The sequence below is a fragment of the Couchioplanes caeruleus genome (genome assembly GCF_003751945.1).
Classification (GTDB): Bacteria; Actinomycetota; Actinomycetes; order Mycobacteriales; family Micromonosporaceae; genus Actinoplanes; species Actinoplanes caeruleus.
In genome coordinates this window covers 5,848,900-5,870,558 of sequence record NZ_RJKL01000001.1, presented here as the reverse complement: position 1 = coordinate 5,870,558, position 21,659 = coordinate 5,848,900, and the positions used below count along the sequence as shown (strand labels likewise).

Below are 21,659 nucleotides of genomic sequence, written 5' to 3'. Positions count from 1 at the left end.
CGGCCCTGCGCCGCGGGGGCGTGCGCTTCGCCGGCAGCCGCCGATCTGCGCAGCGACAGCAGCGTGGTGATGCCCAGGACAAGCCCGGCGGCCGCTCGCAGAGCCCAGCCCCGCACGAAGCTTCGTCCCTGGTGGCGCGTGCCCGGTGCTGCTCTCGGCCGCGACTGTGCCCGTACTGTCGAAAGAGCTACGGCCGATGGCTTTCCAAGTACGCCTCCGTGCGTTCCGCGGGGGCGGGCCGGGCCAGCGCGAACCCCTGCCCGTAGTGGCAGCCCGCCCGCCGGGCGAGCTCGATCTGGTCCTGCGACTCGAGGCCCTTCGCGACGATCTCGAGCCCGAGCCGCCGGCCCAGGCTCACCACCACGTCGAGGACCGCCGGGGTGGTGGCGTGCTCGCTCCGCTGGTTGACCAGGGTCTGGTCGAGCTTGAGCATGTCGACCGGGAGCCGACGCAAGTGGGCCAGCGACGCCTGGCCGGCGCCGAAGTCGTCGAGGCCGGCGCGGACGCCGAGGGTGCGCAGGCCGGCCAGCGACGCGACGATCGCCGGGACGTCCTCGGCGATCCAGGTCTCCTGGACCTCGACGACGAGGCGTTCCGGGGCGATGTCGTAGCGGCTCAGGATCTCCGCGACCCGTTCCGGGAAGCGGGCGGTGAGCAGCTCCCGCGGGGCGACGTTCACCGAGAGCCAGAAGTCGTTGCCGCCGGTGCTCCAGCCGGAAAGGCGCCGGCACGCCTCTTCGAGCACCCATTCGTCCAGCTCGGCGGCGCAGCCGACGGCGCGGGCGATCGGCAACAGCTCGGCGGGCAGCACCGTGCCGAGCTTGGGGTGACGCCAGCGCAGCAGCGCCTCGACGCCGACGGGTTGTTCGTCGCGGAGCGACACCACCGGCTGGAAGACGAGGTCGAGCTCGCCCCGGTCCGCGGCGCCGAGCAGCTCCCGTTCGAGGTCCATGCGGCGGTGCAACTGGATCTCGACGTCGGTGTCATACCACTCGACGCGGTCCCGGCCGAGCTGGCGCGCGCGCTTGCGTGCCAGGTCGGCATGGCGCAGGACCTCCTCGGAGTCCTTGCCGCCGGCGAGTTCGGCGAGACCGACGCTGGTGTGCAGCTCGACGATCATGCCGGGCAGCTCGTACGGCTCCATCACCGCCGTGACGATCCGGGTGGCCAGCGCGTATGCGAGCACCGCACCGTCCGGCGTGAGGACGGCGAACTCGTCACCGCCGAGCCGGGCCGCCACGTCGTCCTCGCCCAGCAGGCAGCGGATGCGGCGACCCACCTCGATCAGCACGGCGTCGCCGGTCTCCCGGCCGCGGCTGTCGTTGATCTCGGCGAGGCCGTGCAGGTCGATGACGAGCAGCGTGCCCTGCTGGCCCGCACGCCGCCGGAACTCGAGGAGGTCGCGCATGAGGGCGCGGCGGTTGGCCAGCCCGGTGAGCTGATCGGTGTAGGAGAGGCGGTGCAGGGTGCGCTCGAGGTGGCGGCGTTCGCCGACGTCGCGGACGTGGACGACCAGCGCGGCGACCTCGGGGACCGACCGCTGGTCGGCGACGGTGGACTCGGTGTCGCGCCAGATGCCGTGGCCGTCCAGCAGCCGGGCGTTGATCAGGGCGGGCGGCCCGTCGGCGTGCTCGCCGGCGATCAGCGCCTCGATGCCGGCCTGCGCGCCGGCGACGTCCTCGGGATGGATGAGCTCGAGGAACGTCCGGCCGACCACCTCGGCGTCGGCGAGCCCGAACAGTCGAGCGGCGGCGGGCGACTGCCAGCGGATCTTCAGCCGTTCGTCGAGTACGAGGGTGAGGTCGGTGGCCCCGGCGACCAACGACCGGAAGTGCGCCTCCTTCACCCGCAACTGGGCCGTGTAGCGCCGGATGTCGCTGACCACGAGCAGTTCGCGCATCGTGAGCACGGCGACCATCGAGACGCCGAGCGCGATCGCCGTGGTGTTGAAGGTGCCGACCAGGATGAGGTGGATCAGCGCGGCCACGACGCCCACCCCGGCCGGAACGGCGAGCAGAGGGTAGCTCGACAGATAGAGGTCCAGCTCCCGGGAATCGAGGCGCTCGGGCAGGTTACGCCGGGATCCGCCGTCGGCGGCCAGGGTGAGCCCGGCGACGATGACCAGGCCGAGGAGGGGAACGAGCCGGCCGGCGGAGCCGTCGAGCACGAGGTTGACGATCGCGCAGAGGACGATCAGCACGCCCATCACGCCGGCACCGCAGCGCAGGGCGGCGGGCCGATGCAGCCGGGCACGCAGCACGATGACCGTGACGATGGAGACGCCGGCCGCGGCGATGAGGGTGTTGGCCAGGGCCGGCCACGGGGTCCGGTGCAGCGGCGTCACCAGGTACGCCGCGAAGCCCAGGCTCACGCCGAGCCCGAGCCCGTCGAAAGCCCGCCGCAGCCGCACCGCGACCGTGGCGGCCGCTCCGGGCAGCAGCATCGTGCCGAACACGGAGGATCCGGCCGCGGCGGCGAGCCCGAGCGCCGCCCACACGGCGACCGCCGGCGGCCTGGCCAGCAGCAGCCCGCAAGTGACCGCCGTGGCCAGCGACGCCATGCCGATGAAGCCGGCTCCCCGGCACGCCGCGTAGACGCCCTCCTCGTGGTGGATGGCGAGCGCGGTGTGCCACAGGACCGCCGTGGCGAAGAGCGCGACCACCCCGACGCCCACGGCAAGGGCGGTGAGCGGCGCAAGCAGACCCGCGGTGCCGGCGACCAGGATGAGTGCACCGGCCGCCGGAGCGAGCAGGAACGCCACCCGGGCGCCGGCCCGGGTGGCGGGGCGTGCGAGGGGCGGCACTGCCACGTCGACGGGATCCTCTACGGACATCGTGGGGTGGGTGGGGCAGGGATCGGCGCGCGGAACGCCGCTCCCACACGGGTAACGATCGTCCCCCGGACAGGTTACGTGCGGAGCGCCTGCCCCCGCACGGGCGGATCGTCGGGTATGGACCTTCCCCGTCCGATGGCCGTGATAGTCATCCCCCGGCGACCGACGGGAGCACCTGGATCTCGGCGGCCGCGGGCACCGGCGTCTCCAGGCCGCCCGAGCGACGGCAGTCCTCACCGTCCACGTAGACGTTCACGTAGCGCCGCAGGACTCCGTTCTCGTCACGGATCCGGCGTTCCAGGCGCGGCCACCGCCGCGCCACCTCGTCGAGCACCGCCCGCAGGGATCCGTCGGCGGCCACCTCCAACTTCGCGGCCCCGCCGGCATCCGTCCGCAGCACGCCCGGCACCAGCATGGTCGGCATCAGACCTGCACCGCCCGCACACACAGCACGTCGGGCAGATGCGCGGCAACCGTGGACCAGCTCTCGCCCTCGTCACGGCTGGCAAAAACGTCTCCCGCCCGCGTGCCGACATAGACGCCGGCCGGGGTGGCGTTGTCGGCGCACATCGCATCCCGCAGCACGACCGGGTAGTAGCGGCCGTCGGGCAAACCCCTGTGCTGCGGCTCCCAGGTGGTGCCGGCGTCGGTGGAGCGGAAGACCCGGCACATCAGGTCGACGGGGTGCCGCTCACCGTCGGCGGTCAGCGGAAAATTCCAGATGGTGCCGGAAGTGGACGGATGGGCCACCATCGCGAAGCCGAAGTCGGCGGGCAGGGTGTCGGCGATGGACTGCCAGGAGGCGCCGCCGTCGGTCGAGCGGTAGACGCCGTGGTGGTTCTGTGCGTAGTAATGGTCGGGATTGGCGCCGTCGCGGGCCACCTTGTGCACGCACTGGCCGAACTCCGGCCACGGGTCGGGCAGGAAGTAGGCTTTGATGCCCTCGTTGGCGGGCGCCCAGGTCTCACCGCCGTCGGCCGTGCGATAGACGCCGCCGGTGGACATCGCCACGAGGATGCGCTGTGGGTCGGTGGGGTGCGGAAGGATGGTGTGGACCGCCTGGCCGCCGAACCCGGCGCCCCAGTCGGGCCGATGCGGGTGGTCCCACAGGCCGCGGATCAACTGGTAGGTGTGGCCGCCGTCCTCGGAACGCCACAGCGCGGACGGCTGGGTGCCCGCGTAGACGACGCCAGGCTGATCGGGACCCGCGGGAACGATCTGCCAGACCCTTTCCACCGCGGCGCCGGCGTCGGGCGGGAAGGCGAGCGGGGCCTTGTCGGGCTCCTGCCAGGTGGTGCCGAGGTCGTCGCTGACGGCCACGCTGGGGCCGAAGTGGGAGCTCTCGACTCCGGCCAGCACGCGCAGGGACGGTCCCCGGGTGTCGAAGGCGACGGAGTAGACGGCTTGCATGGAGAAGTGCGCAGAGCTGACCTGCCAACTCTGCCGGTCGTCGTCACTGGTGGCCAGGAACAGGCCTTTCTGGGTGCCGATGGCGAGCAGTTCGGTCATGGGGGAAAGTATGGGCGCCGGGTCCGACAAAAATTGTCCTTCCGCCGGGTGGGAGGATGACGAGCGTGAGTCGAAAGCCCGTCCTACGCGTCCGCAAGTCCGGCGCCGTCTTCTTCGCCGCCGTGATCGCGTTCGTCGGCACCGTTTCTCTTCTCAGCGCCGGATGGCAGCTCGCCCCGGTGCTGCTGATCCCGCTGGCCGTCGCGGTCTGGGCCTGGCGGGCGGGCACCGACGTGGACGCCGAGGAGCTGCGGGTGCGGGCGCTGATCGGCTCCACGAAGGTGTCCTGGTCGCGGGTGGCCGAGCTGGCGCCGGACCGGCGGGGTCGCGTCACGGCCCTGCTCACCGACGGCATGACGGTGCCGCTCACCGGGGTCACCACGAACAACCTCGCGGCCGTCCTCAAGGCGGGCGGCCAGGAGGTCAGTAACCCTCCGACACCTGATTGATCAGCGGCTCGCCGAACACGAAGCGGCGGATCTGGTCGCCCACCAGGCCGTACGCACGCGGCAGGAGACCGGCGACGGTCCCGGCGGCATGCGGGGTGATGAACGCGTTGGGCAGCCGCCACAGAGGGTGACCGGCTGGCAACGGCTCCGGGTCGGTGACGTCCATCGCGGCCGAGAGGCGCCCGGAGGCCAGCTCCCCGACCAGAGCGTCGGTGTCCACCACGGGGCCGCGGGCGGCGTTCACCAGCAGCGCGCCGTCCGGCATCGCGGCGAGGAAAGCGGCGTCCACCAGGCCGCGGGTCAGATCGGTCAACGGCACCACCAAGACCACCACTTCCGCGTACGGGAGTAAGCGCGGCAGCTCGTCCACACCGTGCACGTCCGCGCCGGGCCGAGCCGTACGAGCGACCCGCGTGATCTCCACGCCGAAGGGCGCCATGTGCTGCTCGATGGCCCGTCCGATCGACCCCGCGCCCACGATCAGCACCTTCTTCCCGGTCAGCTCCCGGGTCGGCGCGTAGGCCTTGATCGCCCACTCCTCCCGCTCCTGGGCGCGGACGAAGTCCGGGAACCTCCGAAACGCGCCGATGGCGGCGCCGAGAACCCACTCGGCGACGGGCTTGTCGTGCACGCCCCGCGCGTCACACAATGCGACGCCGGGCGGCACCTGACCCACCCACGCGTCCGCGCCCGCGGACAGCAACTGGACCGCCCCCAGCTTCGGGAAGCGAGGCAGTTGCCCGGCGGCCCGCACGGTGGCCAGGAACGGCGGCACCCAGAAGCGGACCGCGGCGGGGTCGGACGGGAAGGCCGCCGCGTCCGCGCACACCTCGACCTGGACGCCGGGAGGCACCGCGCCGAGCAGCTCACGGCCCGCCTCGTGGGCAATCCATACCATCACGTCACCAAACTAGTCGGGGCCGCGGCTGCCGGTCCGCCCGCGGCTACCCTGGTCTGGTGAACGAGGAGATCCCGTGACCGTGCGCAGTCGCCGCGCCCGCGCGTGTGCCATGACGCTCGGCACCGCGCTGACCCTCACCACCGCATGCACCTTCGGTCCGCCGGACCCGGACGTGGCCGGCGCCCCGCCCAACCTGCCCACTCCGTCGGTTTCCACGGCCCCGGAGGGCGGCGGTGAGCGAGAAGTGGCGGTGACCGTGCTGGCCAAGGGGCTGGAAGTCCCCTGGGGCATGGCGTTCCTGCCCGACGGTTCGGCGTTGGTCACCGAGCGCGACACGGCCCGCATCCTCAAGGTCGGACCGGAGTCGGACGCCGCCGGGCTGCGCGTCACCGAGGTGCAGCGGCTCGCCGAAGTCACCGCGGGTGGCGACGGCGGCCTGCTGGGCATCGCGGTCTCGCCCGGCTACGCCACCGATCAGACCGTCTTCGTGTATTACTCGACGGCCAAGGACAACCGGGTCGCGAAGCTGAAGCTGAAGGGCAAGCCGGAGCCGATCCTCACCGGCATCCCCCGCTCCCGCGAGGACAACGGCGGCCAGCTCGAGTTCGGCCCGGACGGAGGGCTCTACGTGACGACCTCGGACGGCACGGGCGGCGCCCAGTCGCAGAATCCGAAGAGCCTGGGAGGCAAGATTCTGCGGATCACCGCGGAGGGCAAGCCTGCGCCGGGCAACCCGGTCAAGGACTCACCGGTCTGGTCGTCAGGCCACCGCAACGTGCAGGGCATCGCCTGGGATTCCGGAAAACGGATGTACGCGAGCGAGTCCGGCCAGAACAAGACCGGCGAGCTGAACGTGATCCAGAAAGGCAAGAACTACGGCTGGCCGGCCGTCGAGGGCAACGGCACCGACGCGAAGTTCACGAACCCGCTGGTGAGCTGGCCGATCGCGGAGTCGTTCTGCTCGGGCGTCGCGGTGCTGGAGCGGATGGTCGCCACGGCCTGCCTGCGGGGCCAGCGGCTGTGGATGGTCGACGTGACCGGCAACGGCACGGTGTTCGGGCAGCCCCGGGCACTGCTGGCCGGCGAGTTCGGGCGGTTGCGGGCCGTGACCGCGGCACCCGACGGCTCGCTCTGGGTCGCCACCTCGAACCAGGAGGACGGCGGCGACCCGGCACCGGAGGACGACCGCATCATCCGACTTGTCTTCTCCGATGGTGGCGCGGGCCGTAGCTGACCGGCGTTACCGTTTGACGACCGGCACACGGGGGCAGGTGAGCCGTTGACCATGAAGAACAGACTTTCGCAGTTGACCGCCGTCGCCATGCGGGTGTGGCGGCACTCCTGGACCCAGCGTCTGCGCGTGTGGGCGGCCGTCCTCCTGGTGAGCCTCACCGGCGTCGTCGTCGGCACGATGCTGCTGGCCCAGTCGGAGATTCCGGTGGGCCCGTTCCGCGCGGACATGTCGATCAGCCCGTCGGTCCGGGGCGGCACCGAGGTCGACATCCCGCCCCTGGGGTCGCTGCACCTCGACAGCCACGCCGGCCCCATCCACCTGAAGGTCAACCTCGGCGCGCTGGACCAGCAGCGCACCGAGGCCCTGATCGAGGACCCGACCGCGATCGGCGTGGTCGGCCAGTCCGCGGTCGACGACGTCACCCGCGGCGTGCTGCAGTTGAGCCTGCGCGCGCTCGGCGCCGCGATCGGGTGCGCGCTGATCCTGGCCTCGCTGATCTTCCGCAACGTCCGCCGCGTGGCCTCGGCGGGCGTGATCGCCCTGACCGTGACGGGCGGCAGTCTGGGGCTGGCCGCCGGCACCGCCCGCCCGGATTCGATCGGCGAACCGCGGTACGAGGGCCTGCTGGTCAACGCCCCGGCGGTGGTCGGCGACGCCCGCCGCATCGCGGACAACTACGGCCGCTACGCCGACCAGCTCGCGGAGCTGGTGAGCAACGTCAGCCGCATCTACACCACGGTCTCCAGCCTGCCGGTGGAGCCGTCCGGCAACACCACCCGCATCCTGCACGTCTCCGACCTGCACCTGAACCCGGCCGCCTGGAACGTCATCAAGACGGTGGTCAAGGCCTGGGACGTCGACGCCGTGGTGGACACGGGCGACATCGTCGACTGGGGCAGCAGCGCGGAGACGACATACGTGAACAGCATCGGCCAGCTCGGCGTGCCGTACATCTACGTGCGCGGCAACCACGACTCGATGGCCATCCAGGCGGCGGTGGCCCGCCAGAAGAACGCGAAGGTCCTGGACAACACCACCGTCACCATCAACGGCCTGACCATCGCGGGCATCGGCGACCCCGAATTCACTCCGGACAAGAGCGAAACCCCTCCCGCCCGATCCGCGGACGACCCCGTGACCAACCCGCTGCTGGCCAGCGGCGAGCGGCTGGCCACGACCATCGCGCAGTCGAAGACCAAGGTAGGCGTGGCCCTCGTCCACGACCCGGCGATGGCCCCGCCTCTGTCCGGGGTGGTACCGGTGGTGCTGGCGGGCCACCTGCACAAGCGCGAGGTCAGCATGCTCGATCCCCCCAGCTCCCCGGAGGACGGCGCCTCACCCTCCCCGGCCCCGTCACCGATGACACCCGCCCCCCGGACCCGCCTGCTGGTGGAGGGTTCGACGGGCGGCGCCGGCCTGCGCGGCCTGGAAAAGGAGGAGCCGACGCCACTACAGATGTCGGTCCTGTACTTCGACGAAAACCAGACGCTCAAGGCCTACGACGACATCCACCTCGGCGGCACCGGCGAATCCAACGTCGAAATGCAACGCAAGGTCATCGGCATCGACCCCGAACCCACCACCCACCCGTCGGTCGTCAACGGCGTCACCCCAGGACTAAGCCCAAGCCGCCGATAAGTACGGCCATAGCAAGGCGAAGAGGACACCGGCCGGCCCGCTGCCGTCCCGGCCGCATGCCGCCCGCATCCGGGCGGACCTGCCGATAACACGACCTACCCTCCGCGAAGCCCCCACCCCCAGCCACACGCCGCCGCACCCAGCCGGACCCGCCACCAACACGCCCCACCTCCGCGGTCCCCTTTCCAGGGCTCCTCGCCACCCGCGCACTCGGCCAACTTCTCTGCGGATAAACATTCTCTGGCGCATGGCGACTAGCGGCGGCGCATCGTTCATGCCGGGCCCAATCTCGCCTCTGCCCGCCGGCCTTCGATGCGACGGGTCTGTCGAGCTGCCGGTCAGACGACGGCGAGCGCCTTGACAACGTTGCGTTCAGCGAGGTCGAGCATCCATCGGCAATCGGGGAAGTCGGTCTCCGCAGCCCGATCGGGGAAGTCGGTCTCCGCAAGCCGCAATGGACTCTCGGTCAGAGACAGCACCTGCGCGTACCGATAGAGCGCCAGCTTGTGCGCATCGAGATCGACCGGCTGCAACACCGGATAGGCGTGCCCGAACCGCATGTGCGGCCAGGCGCGCCTCCACTCCGTCGACATGCGCCAGCCTCCGGAGTCGATGATGTACCGCTCGCATCCTCGACTAGCGCGACGTCGGCATCGAAGAACCGGCCGCCACGACGGACAAGCGCCAGCAGCCGCGGAATGCGCGCGTCGCGCAGGAGGCGGCGCACCACGGTGTCGGCACTAGCAGCGACAAGCGCCGCATGGTCCCGCCCGCTCAATGCACAACCTAGTCACCGCAACCGCAACGCGTAGCTGGTCATTACTCACCGGGCGGCCCGCTCACTGGCGACCACCGCGCGCAACTTGATCCCTCGTCTCATTGCAGAGCCCAGTCGCTCACGACAACACCACGCGGTTGCTCACCGTCCGCCGCACAGCCCAGTCGGTAGCGACCGCACCACGCAACAGCTCACCATCCACCGCGCAGCCAGTCACCGACGACCGCAGCACCCAACTGATCTGCCCACTCATCGCACATCTCCAGTCGCTGACGACGCACACCACACGGCCGACCGCAGCCGACCGATGCTGCCCGTCCGCACCCGACCGCAGCCGACCCACCGCAGCCGACCAACGCCGCCCATCCGCACCCGACCGCAGCCGACCAACGCCGCCCATCCGCACCCGACCGCAGCCGACCGATGCTGCCCGTCCGCTACCGGTCGGCACCGACGAATCCGTGTCGCCGCCGGGAGGGAGGAATCCGGCTCAGAGTTGCGGGTCGATCAGAAGTGGACCGCCAGCCGAGGCGAGCCGGGAACCGACCGGCCCACCAAGACGGGCCGAAAATCGGCCGGTCAGCTCAGGCGGGCGAGGATGAGCTCTCGGACGGTCTTGGCGTCGGCCTGGCCGCGGGTTGTCTTCATGACCGCGCCGACCAGGGCGCCTGCCGCGGCCAGCTTGCCGTCGCGGATCTTGGCGGCGATGTCGGGGTTGGCGGCGATGGCCTCGTCGACGGCGGCCTGGAGGGCGCCGGTGTCCGAGACGACGCCGAGGCCGCGGGCGGTCATGACCTGGGCCGGGTCGCCCTCGCCGGCCACGACGCCCTCGAGGACCGTGCGGGCGAGCTTGTCGTTGAGCTTGCCCGCGTCGACCAGGGACTGGAGCTGGGCGACCTGGGCCGGGGTGGCGCCGACGTCGGCCAGCTCGACGCCGGTCTCGTTGGCGCGGCGGGCGAGCTCGCCCATCCACCACTTGCGGGCGCCGGCCGGGCTCGCGCCGGCGGCGATCGTCTCCTCGATGAGCTCGACGGCGCCGGCGTTAGCGACCGACTGCATGTCGAGCTCGCTGATGCCCCAGTCCTCGCGGAGGCGGGCGCGCTTTGCGCTAGGACGCTCGGGAAGGCTGGCCTTCAGCTCCGCGACCCAGGCCGGGTCCGGCGCGATCGGGACGAGGTCGGGCTCGGGGAAGTAGCGGTAGTCGGTGGCCGTCTCCTTGGAACGCCCCGAGCGGGTGTCGCCGGTGTCCTCCTGGAAGTGACGGGTCTCCTGCACGATCTTGCCGCCGTCGTCGAGGATGCCGGCCTGACGGATGATCTCGGAGCGGACGGCCCGCTCGACCGACCGCAGCGAGTTCACGTTCTTGGTCTCGGTACGCGTGCCCCACTCCTCGCCCGGCTTGTTCAGCGAGGTGTTCACGTCGCACCGCAGCGAGCCCTGCTCCATGCGGACGTCGGAGACGCCGAGCGAGCGGATGATGTCGCGCAGCTCCGTCACGTAGGCGCGGGCGACCTCGGGGGCCTTGGCGCCGAGACCCGGCACCGGCTTGGTGACGATCTCGACGAGCGGGATACCGGCCCGGTTGTAGTCCACCAGCGACTCGGTAGCGCCGTGGATGCGGCCGGTGGCGCCGCCGACATGCAGCGTCTTGCCGGTGTCCTCCTCGAGGTGGACCCGCTCGATGCCGATGCGAACGGTCTCGCCGTCCACCTCGACATCGACGTAGCCGTCGACGCACAGGGGCTCGTCGTACTGCGAGGTCTGGAAGTTCTTCGGCATGTCCGGGTAGAAGTAGTTCTTCCGGGCCATGCGGCACCAACTGGCGATGTCGCAGTTGAGGGCCAGGCCGATCCGGATGGTGGCCTCGATGCCGGCGCGGTTCGCAACCGGCAGCGCACCCGGCAAGGCCAGGCAGACGGGGCAGACCTGAGTGTTGGGCTCCGCGCCGAAGTCGGTCGGGCAGCTACAGAACATCTTGGTGTTCGTGCCGAGCTCGACGTGTGTCTCCAGGCCGATCACCGGCTCGTAGCGGGAGGTCGCGTCCTCGTACGAGGGAAGCACAGTCGTACTCATGCGGGAAACTCCAGGTGGCAGCGGGGCATCCTGACGGAACCAAGCCTAGTGGGCGGGACCGGCGGAGATCCCGCCGGTTTTCTTACGATCCGATGGTGCTCCGGCCGGGCTCGAGAACCCGGCCGAAGCACCGGTGTCAGAGCTCGGGCGGGGTGAGAGTGCCGACCGCCGACTCCAGCGCCGCGGCCACGCGGTACATGCGGTCGTCGGCCATCGTCGGCGCCATGATCTGGAAGCCGACCGGCAGCCCCTCGGACAGCCCGCACGGCACGGAGATCGCCGGCCCGCCGTAGAGGTTGGTGGGGATCGTGTAGAGGTCGGCGAGGTACATCTGGTACGGGTCGGAGGTGCGGGACCCGAACGGGAACGCCACGAACGGCGTGGTCGGCGAGATCAGCACGTCGACCCGCTCGAACGCCGAGGTGAAGTCCCGCGTGATCAGCGTGCGGACCTTCTGCGCCTGGCCGTAGTACGCGTCGTAGTAACCGCTGGAGAGCGCGTACGTGCCGAGAATGATGCGCCGCTTGACCTCCGGGCCGAAGCCCTCGTCGCGGGTCAGCGACATGACCTCCTCGAGCGAGCGGTTGCCGTCGTCGCCGGAGCGCAGGCCGTAACGCACGCCGTCGAAGCGGGCCAGGTTGGACGACGCCTCACTCGGCGCGATGAGGTAGTAGGCCGGAAGCGCGTACTCGAAGTGCGGGCACGACACCTCGACGACCTCGGCGCCGAGCTTGACCAGGGCCTCGACCGACTCGCGGAACGCGGCGAGGACCCCGGGCTCGGCACCCTCGCCGGCGAACTCCTTGACCACCCCGAGCTTGACGCCGGTCAGGTCGCCGGTGGCTCCGAGGCGGGCCGCGCCGACCACGTCCGGCACCGCCTGCGGAATCGACGTCGAGTCGCGCACGTCGTGGCCTCCGATGACGGCGTGCAGCAGCGCCGCGTCCTCGACCGTCCGCGCGCACGGGCCGGGTGTGTCCAGCGACGAGGAGAAGGCGATGAGGCCGTAACGGGACGTGCCACCGTACGTCGGCTTGGACCCGACCGTGCCGGTGACCGCGCCGGGCTGGCGGATCGATCCGCCGGTGTCCGTGCCGATCGCGAGCGGCGCCTCGAAGGCGGCGAGCGATGCCGCGCTGCCGCCGCCGGAGCCGCCGGGGATGCGCCCGAGGTCCCACGGGTTGTTGGTGGCCCCGTACGCGGAATATTCCGTGGAGGAGCCCATCGCGAACTCGTCCATGTTGGTCTTGCCGAGCATGACGGTGCCCGCGGCGCGGAGCCGCTCGACGAGCGTCGCATCATAGGGCGGCCGCCAGCCCTCGAGAATCTTTGAGGCCGCGGTCGTCGGCACGCCCTTGGTGGCGATGATGTCCTTGACCGCGACCGGCACACCGGCCAGCGGTCCGAGCTGCTCGCCGCGGCCTCGGCGCGCGTCGACGTCGGCCGCGGCGGCGAGCGCGCCATCCCGGTCGACGTGCAGGAACGCGTGAACGCGGTCGTCGACGGCGGCGATCCGGTCGAGGTGCGCGGTCGCGACCTCGACGGCGGAAGCCTCGCCGGTCGCGATGAGGCCGGCGATCTGCGCCGCCGTCATCCTGGTGACGTCCGTCACGGCACTCACTCCTCCTCATCCAGGATGCGCGGCACGCGGAAGCGGCCGTCGGCGGCGTCCGGCGCGCCGGACAGTGCCTCGTCCTGCGTCAGGCCGGGCCGCACGACGTCGTCGCGGTAGACGTTGGTCAGCGGGACGGAGTGCGAGGTCGGCGGGATGTCCTCGGCCGCGACGTCACCGATGCGGGCGACGGACTGGAGGATGACATCGAGCTGACCGGCGAACTTGTCCAGCTCCTCCTCGGTCACGGCGAGCCGCGACAGGCGCGCGAGATGCGCGACCTCTTCGCGGGAGATGGCGGCCATCGTGCCCCCTGGTTTCCGTCGGTGATGCTGACCGGAGAAGTCTATTTGCCCCGGCGAGCGGTTTGCCGGGCGGCTCCCCGGTCTGTGGATAACGGACCGCCTGTGGACAACGGACCGGTCCGCCCGGCGAACCGGAAGACTGGGCCGATGCTTCTCCTACGTCGTGGCCAAGGCGCCCGGTTCGCGGCCCGGCCGCAGCGGGCGATATCGCGCCAACCACTCGGTGAAGTCCGCGGCCGGCATCGGGCGGGCGTGGAACCAGCCCTGGGCGGCGTGGCACCCGGCGGTGGCAAGCAGGCGCCAGGTGCGTTCGTCCTCCACACCCTCGGCGACGACCCGCAGGTCGAGCGAGCCGGCGAGCGCGATGACGGACCGGACGATCGCCGAGTCGCCGGCGTCGGAGGCCATGCCGAGCACGAAGGACCGGTCGATCTTCACCTCGGACAGCGGCAGCCGGCGCACATGCTGCAGCGAGGAGTAGCCGGTGCCGAAGTCGTCCAGCGAGATCGCGACCCCCATCCGGTCGAGCCGGGTGATGGTGTCGAGGACCCGGTGCGGGTCGGCCATCAGCGCACTTTCGGTGATCTCGAGCTGCAGCAGGTCGGCCGGCACGCCGTACCGGAGCAGAAGGTCCTTGATCTCCTCGGCGATGTCCGTGGCGTGCAGGTCGCGCACGCTGACGTTGACGGAGGCCCGGACGGGGCGACCACCGGCCCGCCAGTCCGCGAGCTGGCCGACAACCTCGCGCAGCACCCGGCTGGTCAGCAGGCGCATCACCGGCGTCTGCTCGACGACGCGCAGCAACTCCTCGGGACCGACCACACCGCGCTCGGGGTGCCGCCAGCGCAGCAGGGCCTCCACACCGACGACTTCACCGGTGGCGATGGCGATCTGCGGTTGGTAATAGAGCATCAGACCCTCGGCAGGCTCCTGCTGCAAGGCATGCCGCAGGTCTGCGAGGAGGGTGAGGTCGGGCGTGTGATGCTCGGCGTCGCGCGCGTATACCGCCATCTGGGCGCCGCGCTGCTTGGCGTCGTACATCGCGGCCTCGGCTTGGCGCAGCAGCGCGGCGCCGTCACCGCCGCGCTCGGACTGCAGCGCGATCCCGATCGACGCACTGACGTCGATGATCAGGCCGTCCAAAGCGAACGGCGAACCGAGCGCGTCGGCCAGGTGCGCCGCTATCCGCCGGGCCGCGGCCGGCCCGTCGACCCGGGTCGCCAGCACTGCGAACTCGTCACCCCCGAGCCGGACGACAAGATCATGCGGGGGTACGGCCGCAGTCAGGCGCTGTGCCACCTGGACCAGCAGCCGGTCGCCGTGAGTGTGCCCGAGGGCGTCATTGACCGTACGGAACCGGTCGAGGTCCAACAGCAGCAAGGCGATCCGCCGCTCGGGGCGGTGCGAGCCCCGACTGTTGCCCCGCTCGGCGACCGACGCCTGCAGTGCCCGCCGATTCGGCAGGCCGGTGAGAACGTCGACGCGCGCGGCCCGCTCGTACTCGCCCGCCGACCGCACCATCCGATGCACGGCGTGCAGTGCCAGCAGCACCAAGGGCACGAGCGCGACACCGACCTGCGCGGCGGCGAGCACGATCGGACCGAGCAGCAGCAGTGCGGCCGTGGCGAACAGCTCGACGCCCCACCGCTGCACGCGCCGGCGCCTACGGCCGTCGCTGAGCAGCCGCGCGGCGAGGGAGTCGAGCCCGTACCGGGCGCCGATCCAGGCGGCCGCGGCGGCCACCGTGATGAGGGCGTCGTCCCAGTCCGGCTCGGCGTCGAGGCGCAGCCCGGCCAGCCCGGCGACGAGCGCGGCCCCGGCGAGCGCGCAGGCGTGCTGGACGGCCAGGTGCAGGGCTCGCCGCGGCGACTGCCTCATCCGTATGCCGGCGACGGCCATCGCGGCCAGTTGCACCGCGACGGCGGGCACGAACCCCCACGCCAGCGCGATGCCGAAGGTGAAGCAGATCGAGGGAAGGATGACCGAGCTGGCACGCCGGTTCGCCACCACGTAGGGCCGGACGTCGACGGCGAGGGCCAGGCCCGCCATCACCCAGAAGGCGGTGGGCAGCCGCGCGAAGGTGCCGGAGAAGGACAGCGCGAGCACGGCGTCGACCAACAACGCTCCACTGACGGCGGTGATGGCGCCGCGCCTGGCCGACCGGTCCTGCCGCTCACCCGGCGTGGAGATGCGCTGCTGTGCGGCACCCATGCGACCTCCACGATGGCGTCGACCGACCGAGTTCACCTCACCCTAGATCCGTATCGACAAAACTACGCGAAACAGACTCGCCGTTATCAAATTGGCATAAGTGATAGAACACGGAACGATGACACTTTCACCCGTTGGAGCGGCCACGCTTCGGCGCGCCTTCCCGACGACGCTCCCCGGCAGGCGCCACCGGGCGACTTCCCGGGCCGGCCGTGGCAAGTCGGCACGCCCATCGAATCGGCACTCTCGAGCGGGCACGACAACTGGCCGGCCCCTCCGAGCCTCGAGGAACCGCCTACTTCGCGTGGGCATGCCTGGGCGGGACTGCGGTCAGGACTGTTCCTTGGCGGACTCCTCCCCGATCTCCGCCACCGCCCTGGCTGCTTCCGGGCCTTTCGCAAGCAGCACCGCGAATCCTTCCTCGTCCAGCACCGGGACCTTCAGTTGCAGAGCTTTGTCGTACTTGCTGCCAGGGTTGTCCCCGACCACGACGAAGCCGGTCTTCTTCGACACCGAGCCGCTCACCTTCCCGCCGCGGGCCGTCACCGCCTCGGTTGCGGCATCCCGCGAGTACGAGGCGAGCGTGCCGGTGACGACCACCGTCAGCCCCTCCAGCGGCCGCGGCCCCTCATCCGTCCGCTCGTCGGCCATCTTCACTCCGGCCTCGCGCCACTTGGTGACGATGTCGCGGTGCCAGTCGACGGCGAACCATTCCCGGAGGCTCTCGGCGATCGTCGGTCCGACACCCTCCACCGCGGACAGCTCTTCGACGTGGTCCTCGGTCAGCGCCGCCTCGATGGCTTCCAGCGTGCCAAAGTGCCGAGCCAGTGCCTGCGCGGCGGTCGGACCGACGTGCCGGATCGAGAGCGCGACCAGGACCCGCCACAGCGGTTTCTGCTTGGCCTCCTCGAAGTTCTCCAGGAGCTTGACCGCATTGCTGCCGAGACTGCCGTCCTTGTTGACGAAGAAGGGAGCACGCCGCAGGTCGTCGGCGGTGATGTGGAACAGGTCGCCCTCATCGGTGATGATCTGCGAATCCAGCAGCGCCTGCCCCGCCTTGTAGCCGAGCACCTCGATGTCGAACCCCCCGCGGCCTGCCAGGTGGAACACCCGCTCCCGCAACTGGGACGGGCAGGACCGGGTGTTGGGACAGCGGATGTCGACGTCGCTTTCCTTGGCGGGTGCCAGGGTCGTGCCGCACGCCGGGCACTCGGTCGGCATCACGAACGGCCGCGCGTCCTCGGGACGCAGGTCGATCACCGGGCCGAGCACCTCGGGGATGACGTCGCCGGCCTTGCGCAGCACGACGGTGTCACCGATCCAGACGCCCTTGCGCTCGACCTCCCGCGCGTTGTGCAGGGTCGCCAGGGCGACGGTCGACCCCGCCACGCGTACGGGCTCGAGCACGGCGAACGGTGTCACGCGCCCGGTCCGCCCGACGTTGACGTCGATGTCGAGCAGCTTGGTGGTGACCTCCTCGGGCGGATACTTGAAGGCGATGGCCCAGCGGGGCGCCCGGCTGGTCGAGCCGAGCCGTCCCTGAATGGCCACGGAGTCGACCTTGACGACGACCCCGTCGATCTCGTGCTCGACGTCGTGACGATGCTCGGCGTAGTAGTCGATGTACTTCCGGACGCCGCTCAGGCCGTCGACCAGTTTCCAACGGTCGCTGGTCGGCAGGCCCCACGCCTTCAACGCCGCGTACGCATGGGACTGCGAGGCAGGGGTGAAGCCCTTGCGGGCGCCGATCCCGTGCACCACCATCCGCAATCCCCGGGTCGCGGTGATCCGCGGGTCCTTCTGCCGCAGGCTGCCGGCAGCGGCGTTGCGAGGGTTGGCGAACGGCGCCTTGCCCTGCTCGACCAGCGAGGCGTTGAGGTCGGCGAAGGCGGAGGCGGGGAAGTAGATCTCGCCTCGCACCTCGAGCAGCTCTGGCGGATCCTCGCCGGCCAGACGCTCGGGGATCTCCCGGATCGTACGGACGTTCGGCGTGACGTCCTCACCCGTACGCCCGTCGCCCCGCGTCGCACCCCGGACGAGCTTGCCCCGCTCGTACGTGAGGTTGATGGCCAGACCGTCGACTTTGAGCTCGCAGATGAACTCGACCGGCCCGCCGGCATCACGCAGGGTCCGCTCGGCCCACGCGCCGAGCTCGGCATCGTCGAAGACGTTGTCCAGCGACATCATCCGCTCGGCATGCTCCACCGGTGTGAACTGGGTGGAGAAGGTCCCGCCGACGTTCTGCGTAGGCGAGTCCGGAGTCCGCAGGGCCGGAAACTCTTCCTCGAGCGCCGTCAGTTCGCGCAGGAGTTTGTCGAATTCCGCGTCCGAGATGGTCGGCGAATCCAGGACGTAGTAGCGGTACTGATGCCCGCGGATCTCGTCGCTCAGCTCGGCATGGCGGGAGCTGGCCTCGGGAGTCGGCTCGCTCCCGGCCGCAGCGACCTGCTCAGGCGTCGGCTCCCCCGTGGTGAGCTCCCCAGCCGCAGCGACCTGCTCGGACCTCGACTCCCCGGCGGCGAACTCCCCCGCGGCGACCTGCCTGGCCGACTGCCCGGCGGCGATGGCCTCCTTCGCGGCGACCTCCTCGGCGTCGGCGAGCTTGCCTTGCTCGGCGCCGACTGCCGGCGAGTCGGCGTGGGGATACTGCTTCTCGGGCACCGGGGACCTCCGTGTTCGTGTTTCAGGAGGCACGTTAGTCGGCCCCTCCGAGAAAACCGGCCGACCCGCACGGCCGTCGTCGCCGACGACCGTGTTACCCGTCTCGCCACACCGTTCAGCCGCCCCATCCGACCGCCCGTGCTTCACCACGCCCGTTCAGCCGCCCCGTCCAACCGCTCCCGCCTAGCCACGCCGGTTCAGCCGCCCTGATCGGCCGCCCGCAAATCGCCAGCAAGGGGGCACGACTTCGCCACCGCAAACGCACCGCCTCGCCGCCACAACAACACCGCCTCGCCGCCGAGGGCACCGGCTCACCGTCACTCGGACACCACAGGACGACCGTCACCTACGTGGCGAAAGACTGGTCGAGGTTCGGGCGGAAGTCGTTACCAGACCAGGCAGAACGGATGACCCACCGGATCGGCGTAGACCCGGAAACTGTCTCCGCCGCCGTCCAGCCGCTTGGCGCCGGCCGCGAGAGCTCGCTGTTCCGCCTTGTCGATGTCGTCCACGCGGACGTCCAGGTGGAACTGCTGGGGACGGTCGGGGTCGGGCCACTGTGGCGGAAGCAGGTCGGGCGCCTTTTGGAACGCGAGGCTGGGTGCGTCGGAGTCGGTGCGGATCAGCACCCAGTCGTCCTCGTCCTGGACGACGTGCATGCCGAGCAGTTCGATGTAGAACCGGGCCAGGGCGCGCGGGTCGGGGCAGTCGATGACGACGGTGTCGAGACGTCCAATCATGCCTCGCATGATGCCCGCCGGGTCCGACAGAAAAGACCCGAACGATCAGAGTTCCGCCCGCCGACGGACGCCGGCAGCGCCGACGGACGCCAGCGCGGACGGACGCCGGCAGCGCCGACGGACGCCAGCAGCGCGGACGGACGCCGGCAGCGCCGACGGACGCCAGCAGCGCGGGCGGACACCGACGGGCACCGACGCGGCCGCGCCCCGGTCAACCGGCCCTAAGCAGCAGCTCGCCCATGGTGGTAGGTCCCGGCGCGCTGACCACGTGCGGTCAGCTCACCGGTGCCGGTTACCCAGGCGGTCAGGGTCCGGCGGGCACGAAGTTCAGGCCTCCGCCAGTCGGCGGCCGGCCTCGCGGCATGCCTTGAGCACTGCGCGGACATACTCCGGTGGGGCTCCCGCGAGGCCGCATGCCGGCGTCACCACCACCTGCTCCGGTAGGCGCGCGGCCGGGAAGCCCAGCTTGCTCCACAATCCACCGACGCGATCCGCGATCTGGGCGGCCAACACCGGGCTGCTCGCCGCCGCCCGGGACCGGCCCGCCACCGCCGACACCGGGTTGCTCGCCGCCGTTCGGGCCCCGCCCGCCACCGTTGACGCCGGCGGGCGGCCCGCCGACGGTGGCCGGGTCGGCACGGCGCCGGCGAAGAGGCCGAGGCCGGCCTCGATCGCCTCGCCGAGGGGGTCGAGATCTTTGAGCAACGCCAGGTCCAGCGCGACGGCGGCGGCTCGGGCATCCCTCAGGACCTGCAACGGTACGCCCGGGGCACAGCAATGCACGACCACCGGAACGCCGACGGTCTCGATGACGGTTCGTAGGGCGGCGGCCGCGTCGGGGCCGTCTACGGCCTTGTAGGCGCTGAGTCCGCTCTCGGTCGGCACGCGGCCGGCGAGCACCGCCGGGAGGGAGGGCTCGTCCAGTTGAAGCAGCACGGTTGCGCCGGGCAGCCGCTTGCTCACGTCGGCCACGTGGCGGCGCAGTCCCTCGGCGAGAGAGTCGGTCACGTCGCGCACGGCGCCCGGGTCGCGCAGCATCCGGCCGCCGACGGGCAGCTCGAGGCTCGCGGCGAGCGTCCACGGGCCGGCGGCCTGCACCTTGACGGTGCCGGTGTAGCCGTCGCCTTGCTCGGTGAGCTGGTCGAGGTCCCGCTCCAGCAGGTCGGCCGTGCGCCGCATGTCCCTTCCGGGCCGCGGCGCGATCTGCCACCGACCGGCGTAGAGCTGGACCGGCAGTTCCACGAGGAACGCGGCGCCTCGCCCGATCATGTCGGCGCCGGGGCCGCGCTCGGGCAGCTCGACGAGGTGCGGCAGCTCGGGCAGCTCGCCCACGACGAGCCGCTGGGCTTCGGCAACATCAGTGCCGGGCAGCGACCCGAGCGCGGTCGCCGAGCCGCGCGCCCAGGGAAAGTCAGGCACCGCGGGACCCCGACGCAGAGTCAACGCCATCGCGAGAACCCGAGACAGAGCCGACGCCATCACGAGAACCCGAGACAGAGCCGACGCCATGAGGGGAAGGCGGGACGGAGCCGACGGGATTGCGGGAGCCGGATGCAGCGCTGGCTCCGGCCGCAGCGCGAGGAGCGGAGCCGGCCTCGTCGTTGGTGCCCGCCGTGATGGTCGCCGAGCCGAGCACGATGTCGCCGTCCGGGTCCGGACGGTAGGCCACGATCGCCTGGCCGGCGGCGACTCCTCGGGCCGGCGTCCGGAGGCGGGCGGTCAGTCCGTCGTCGTCGTCGAGGGTCACCACGGCCTGGACGACTTCGCCGTGCGCGCGGAGCTGCACGTCACAGTCGATCGGGGTGCGCTCGCCGTGCCAGATCGGGCGTTCGGCGGTCACTGTGCTGACGGCGAGGTCCTCGCGCGGGCCCACCGTCACGGTGTTGGTCTTCGGCGTGATCGACAGGACGTAGCGGGGACGGCCGTCGGGCGCCGGGACGCGCAGGTCCAGGCCCTTGCGCTGGCCGACCGTGTAGGCGTAGGCACCGGAGTGCTGCCCCAGCACCGTGCCCGTGCGACCGTCGACGATGTCGCCGGGGGCCTCGCCTAGGCGGCCGGCGAGGAAGCCGCGGGTGTCGCCGTCGGCGATGAAGCAGATGTCGTGCGAGTCGGGCTTCTCCGCGACGGCGAGGCCGCGGGCCGCCGCCTCCTCGCGGACCTGCGCCTTGGTGGAGTCGCCCAGCGGGAAGATCGCGCGGTCGAGCTGCGCGCGGGTGAGCACCGCCAGGACGTAGGACTGGTCCTTGGCGAGGTCGACGCTGCGCCGCAGCATGCCGTCGGCGCCGAGACGGGCGTGGTGGCCGGTGACCACGGCGTCGAAGCCGAGGGCGACCGCGCGGTCCAGCACCGCGGCGAACTTGATTTTCTCGTTGCACCGCAGGCAGGGGTTCGGCGTCCGGCCGGCGGCATACTCGGCGACGAAGTCGTCGACCACGCTCTCGTGGAACTGGTCGGCCATGTCCCACACGTAGAACGGGATGCCGATGACATCGGCGGACCGCCGGGCATCCCGGGAGTCCTCGAGGGTGCAGCAGCCCCGCGCCCCGGTCCGGTAGGTCTGGGGATTTCGCGCCAGCGCCAGATGCACGCCGGTCACGTCATGGCCGGCATCCCGGGCGCGCGCGGCGGCGACGGCGGAGTCGACACCGCCGGACATTGCTGCAAGCACTCGCACGCTGGCAAGCCTAGCCGCCGCCTCCGGCACTTCCCCACCGC

At 71.3% G+C, this 21,659-nt stretch carries 15 protein-coding genes and 1 pseudogene; 3 read left to right on the top strand and 13 right to left on the bottom strand.

Going from position 1 to position 21,659, the window contains the following annotated elements:
• Positions 1-187: 187 nt before the first annotated feature.
• The 3 genes from EDD30_RS26295 to EDD30_RS26285 form a co-directional block, all read right to left on the bottom strand.
• Entirely contained in the window at positions 188-2,809 is a 2,622-nt protein-coding gene (locus EDD30_RS26295; RefSeq protein WP_244945410.1) for a putative bifunctional diguanylate cyclase/phosphodiesterase, read from the bottom strand.
• Between the two features lie 172 nt (positions 2,810-2,981).
• The gene (locus EDD30_RS26290; protein WP_071805650.1) at positions 2,982-3,257 is read right to left on the bottom strand and encodes a MoaD/ThiS family protein; all 276 of its coding nucleotides are present in this window, start codon (positions 3,255-3,257) and stop codon (positions 2,982-2,984) included.
• Positions 3,257-4,342, bottom strand: coding sequence for a WD40/YVTN/BNR-like repeat-containing protein (locus EDD30_RS26285; RefSeq protein ID WP_071805649.1), 1,086 nt, complete (start codon positions 4,340-4,342; stop codon positions 3,257-3,259). The genes EDD30_RS26290 and EDD30_RS26285 overlap by 1 nt, the downstream gene beginning before the upstream one ends.
• A 56-nt stretch (positions 4,343-4,398) precedes the next feature.
• Here EDD30_RS26285 and EDD30_RS26280 point away from each other — a divergent pair, with 56 nt between their 5' ends.
• A complete protein-coding gene (locus tag EDD30_RS26280) occupies positions 4,399-4,791 on the top strand; it encodes a PH domain-containing protein (RefSeq protein WP_071805648.1) in 393 nt (130 codons plus the stop codon).
• Here EDD30_RS26280 and EDD30_RS26275 read toward each other — a convergent pair.
• Positions 4,766-5,692 (bottom strand): 2-hydroxyacid dehydrogenase, encoded by a 927-nt coding sequence (locus EDD30_RS26275; RefSeq protein WP_071805647.1) that lies wholly within the window; start codon positions 5,690-5,692, stop codon positions 4,766-4,768. The two genes, EDD30_RS26280 and EDD30_RS26275, sit on opposite strands and share 26 nt — an antisense overlap.
• Before the next feature lie 109 nt (positions 5,693-5,801).
• Here EDD30_RS26275 and EDD30_RS26270 point away from each other — a divergent pair, with 109 nt between their 5' ends.
• Both EDD30_RS26270 and EDD30_RS26265 read left to right on the top strand, forming a co-directional pair.
• Positions 5,802-6,926 carry a PQQ-dependent sugar dehydrogenase gene (locus tag EDD30_RS26270; RefSeq protein ID WP_071805646.1) on the top strand — a complete coding sequence of 375 codons (1,125 nt, stop codon included), beginning with the start codon at positions 5,802-5,804 and terminating at the stop codon, positions 6,924-6,926.
• Between the two features lie 51 nt (positions 6,927-6,977).
• Entirely contained in the window at positions 6,978-8,564 is a 1,587-nt protein-coding gene (locus EDD30_RS26265; protein ID WP_071805645.1) for a metallophosphoesterase family protein, read from the top strand.
• Positions 8,565-8,902: 338 nt separating this feature from the next.
• Here the strand turns inward: EDD30_RS26265 and EDD30_RS26260 are convergent, their stop codons facing one another.
• The 9 genes and pseudogenes from EDD30_RS26260 to mnmA all read right to left on the bottom strand — a co-directional run.
• Entirely contained in the window at positions 8,903-9,157 is a 255-nt protein-coding gene (locus EDD30_RS26260) for a hypothetical protein (RefSeq protein ID WP_071805644.1), read from the bottom strand.
• Positions 9,158-9,921: 764 nt separating this feature from the next.
• Positions 9,922-11,415 carry an Asp-tRNA(Asn)/Glu-tRNA(Gln) amidotransferase subunit GatB gene (gatB, locus tag EDD30_RS26255; RefSeq protein ID WP_071805643.1) on the bottom strand — a complete coding sequence of 498 codons (1,494 nt, stop codon included), beginning with the start codon at positions 11,413-11,415 and terminating at the stop codon, positions 9,922-9,924.
• Between the two features lie 136 nt (positions 11,416-11,551).
• The gene (gene gatA, locus EDD30_RS26250) at positions 11,552-13,027 is read right to left on the bottom strand and encodes an Asp-tRNA(Asn)/Glu-tRNA(Gln) amidotransferase subunit GatA (RefSeq protein ID WP_071805666.1); all 1,476 of its coding nucleotides are present in this window, start codon (positions 13,025-13,027) and stop codon (positions 11,552-11,554) included.
• A gap of 5 nt (positions 13,028-13,032) precedes the next feature.
• Complete coding sequence (gene gatC / locus EDD30_RS26245; RefSeq protein ID WP_071805642.1) at positions 13,033-13,332, bottom strand: Asp-tRNA(Asn)/Glu-tRNA(Gln) amidotransferase subunit GatC; 300 nt, start codon at positions 13,330-13,332, stop codon at positions 13,033-13,035.
• 156 nt (positions 13,333-13,488) lie between these two features.
• Positions 13,489-15,543 carry a putative bifunctional diguanylate cyclase/phosphodiesterase gene (locus EDD30_RS26240; protein WP_084556403.1) on the bottom strand — a complete coding sequence of 685 codons (2,055 nt, stop codon included), beginning with the start codon at positions 15,541-15,543 and terminating at the stop codon, positions 13,489-13,491.
• Between the two features lie 330 nt (positions 15,544-15,873).
• Complete coding sequence (gene ligA, locus EDD30_RS26235; RefSeq protein WP_244945409.1) at positions 15,874-18,204, bottom strand: NAD-dependent DNA ligase LigA; 2,331 nt, start codon at positions 18,202-18,204, stop codon at positions 15,874-15,876.
• Positions 18,205-18,590: 386 nt separating this feature from the next.
• A complete protein-coding gene (locus EDD30_RS26230; protein ID WP_211277792.1) occupies positions 18,591-18,944 on the bottom strand; it encodes a VOC family protein in 354 nt (117 codons plus the stop codon).
• A gap of 327 nt (positions 18,945-19,271) precedes the next feature.
• Positions 19,272-20,393 carry a uroporphyrinogen decarboxylase/cobalamine-independent methonine synthase family protein gene (locus tag EDD30_RS26225; RefSeq protein WP_123678522.1) on the bottom strand — a complete coding sequence of 374 codons (1,122 nt, stop codon included), beginning with the start codon at positions 20,391-20,393 and terminating at the stop codon, positions 19,272-19,274.
• 157 nt (positions 20,394-20,550) lie between these two features.
• Positions 20,551-21,618: pseudogene (mnmA, locus tag EDD30_RS26220) on the bottom strand (tRNA 2-thiouridine(34) synthase MnmA); the annotation flags it as partial.
• Positions 21,619-21,659 lie beyond the last annotated feature (41 nt).